Source organism: Bartonella sp. AC158YNML, assembly GCF_042196725.1.
GTDB lineage: Bacteria > Pseudomonadota > Alphaproteobacteria > Rhizobiales > Rhizobiaceae > Bartonella.
The window spans coordinates 1-2,999 of record NZ_JBHIQU010000048.1 but is presented as its reverse complement, the minus strand read 5'-3'; the positions used below and the strand labels follow the sequence as shown (position 1 = coordinate 2,999).

Annotated in this window: 1 pseudogene; it reads left to right on the top strand. The window is 35.7% G+C overall.

Features of this window, described 5'->3' with window-relative positions:
• Positions 1-911: 911 nt before the first annotated feature.
• Positions 912-2,999: pseudogene (locus tag ACFIM1_RS09050) on the top strand (hypothetical protein); the annotation flags it as partial.

Sequence of the window (2,999 nt, the reverse complement as noted above, 5' to 3'; positions counted from 1 at the left end):
GGAAATATCCGCTCTAACCTATCTGTCACGAGCTCAGGAGGTCACTGGGGGGTAAGCGCTGGAATAAACTTAACGCTAAATTAATGATAAAAATAGGATATTTAACATCCCCCATTTGCCCTTGCTTTTATGAAGTAGGGGCAAATTTTTTTAAGCATATGAACGCAATTAAAATACGGGCTCTACACCGAGCAAATTTTTTAGCAACTGTTACCAAGAAACTACATTTTTACCTCTACAGTAAATTATTTTTTCTAAATACTTCAAAAGAATCTTTTTTTCTTGATATCTTGTAAATATCTTTTATAAGAAACAAAGCTTTTTATAAGTATACTCATTTTGATGGAAATAAACTTTCAAAGGGAGTAGTAATGTGTGAAAATAAAAAATACACAAAAAATGTATATACCACTGCATAATACTTGAAAAAAGAAAATATACCCAGGAAGCCAATTATTCGAAAAAATCCAAACTTTTTAAATATTACAATCTCTATTTTATTGTTATTTTTTCACTTTATTTCTATTGAGAAAACACTGCCTTCTAATAAAACTAAAATTTATAAATAGCAAAACACATTAAAACTCTTCGAGAAGCATTTCATAGTGGCCACTGCCAAGTAAAAAAGTAACATTAAATATGCAAAAAAACCTTTCAAAGTTAAGCAATAAAATAATACATCAACACCTATTACACTCTAAATGTATCACCTTTGTGTCCAAAAAACATAAATTAAAAAGTCAACATTCAGATATCAGTATAAAAAACATATACAAAAACATAAAACTCTTAAAACGCTCACATTCTAAGCAATTATATTCCATTTCAAATTCTAAAGAAACAACTAATGCTAAAATGTGTCTTTTTTATGTTTTGGAGGTGTTTTTAAATTTTTCATTGGAGAGTTTATTATGAAGAAATTATATAGAACACAGGAAACGAATGAATTAAAACTTTCTCGTTTTTCTTTTGTTAAAGTTCTTTCGTTGGCTGCAGCGGCTACATTTTTATCGAATATTACCCCTGTTTTTTCGGCAAATCCTGATTTTAGAAATACATTTCTTGAAGGTGTAAAAAGCGCTCTTGTGTCTTATCCACAAAGTATCATTTCTGTTAATAGTTTAAATGCTTCTGATGACTATGCAAATTTTTTAACAAAAATCCTTTCTAGTGCGAGTGATAATAATTCTATCATGAAAGACGGAAATAAGTTATCGAAAAATACGTTGAATATAGAGGGGCAATATAAAAAATCTCTCATTAGTTCACGATCGTTTGTGGTTGATAGCTTTGCAGACCAACAGCTTGCACAGAATGATGAGAATACAGAAATTATTAATGTATCTAGTTTTTCACAAAATAATCCTATCACGAAAATGACACGTAGTGCGAGTATGGAACGCGGTAATGCAGACGCAGGTAATGTTATTTTGGGTGACGGCGTTTCTACGAAAACCACGACCAGTGTTATTATTGGTTCTAAAGTGACGGCGCAGTTAGATGCTAATGATCCGGAGAAAACACCGCTGGCAGCATCTGTTGCTATTGGTGCTAATTCCCACATCCATAGGGGAGGGAGCGTTGCCATTGGTGCTGATACAGAGACACTAAGGAATGATGGAGTTGCTATTGGTCGTTTTGCGCGGGTAGAACAGGATGCTGGTACAGCTCTAGGATTTAGTACAAAAGCATTAAAAAATGGTTCTGTTGCGCTAGGTGCAAATTCTGTGGCCGATAGGGATGCTGGTGTTTTTGGGTATACTTCTTTGCTGCAGGGGCCGGCAAAAAACACTAAAGCGCACTGGAAGAGCACGCGGGGTGCCGTTAGTGTTGGTGATCCTACTCAGGGCATAACGCGGCAGATTATAGGTGTAGCAGCTGGTAGTGATCCTACCGATGCAGTAAATGTTATACAGTTAAAAGACTTAGAAAGTCTCGTAAGAAGTGGTGGTTGGAAACTATCTGTTGATGGTAAAAATGCTGAAACAGTCATTATGGATAGCGGAGTAGATTTTTCCACTGGAAGTACAAATCTTACGATTACAAAAGGAGAGAAAGACAATAAGGTAAAATTTGATCTGGCTAAGGAAATTGCAGTCAATAAAGTAACAACAGGAAACAATATTTTAGATGCAACGGGTTTAGTAATTTCTGGAGGTCCGAAAATAACCACCGGTGGTATTGATGCTGGCAGTAAAAAGATAACAAATGTAGCAAAAGGTACAGAAAACACCGATGCGGTGAATTTTGCACAACTGAAAGAAATAAAAGAACAAGTAGCAGCCAGTAGTTTCATAAAACAGGATCTTACAACAGAACACATCAGCATTGGTAAAGACACAGGTGGTGATAAAATCGATATTGCCAACAACAAAGATGAAAAGCGTACTCTTACAGGTATAAAAGGTGGAGCGCTCTTAGAAGATTCAAATGAAGCGGTTACAGGTTCTCAGCTGTTTACTACAAATCAAAATGTTGCAACTGTAGCCACGAATATAGCCAAATCCTTTGGTGGTGGCGCTAGTTATAAGGATGGAGTATGGACCGCTCCTAGTTTTACGGTTAAGTCCATTAAGGGTGATGGCAACTCTGAAGATAAGGTTTATCCTGATGTAGCGAGTGCTTTGTCTGGAGTTGGTACTTCTATCACGAATGTTCAGAATAAATTGACTGAACAGGTTAATAATGTGGTTACCAAAGTGGAGAGCGAAAGCTTTGTTCAACAAGAACAAGAAACTAATCGTCTCACTATTGGTGCTAAAACAGAAGGCAGTGAAATCAATATCGCTAATAAAAATGGTGAGGCTCGAACTCTTTCTGGTGTTGGGGAAGCAAAGAACGATAATGACGCTGTTAACAAAAGGCAGCTTGATAGCAATATTGAGAATGTGAATAATAATCTCACGAATAAGTTTAATGAATTTACTCAAAACATCACGAATATTACTCAAGAAGTTCAAGGAGATGCCTTGTTATGGGACAAGACTAAAGGCGCTTTT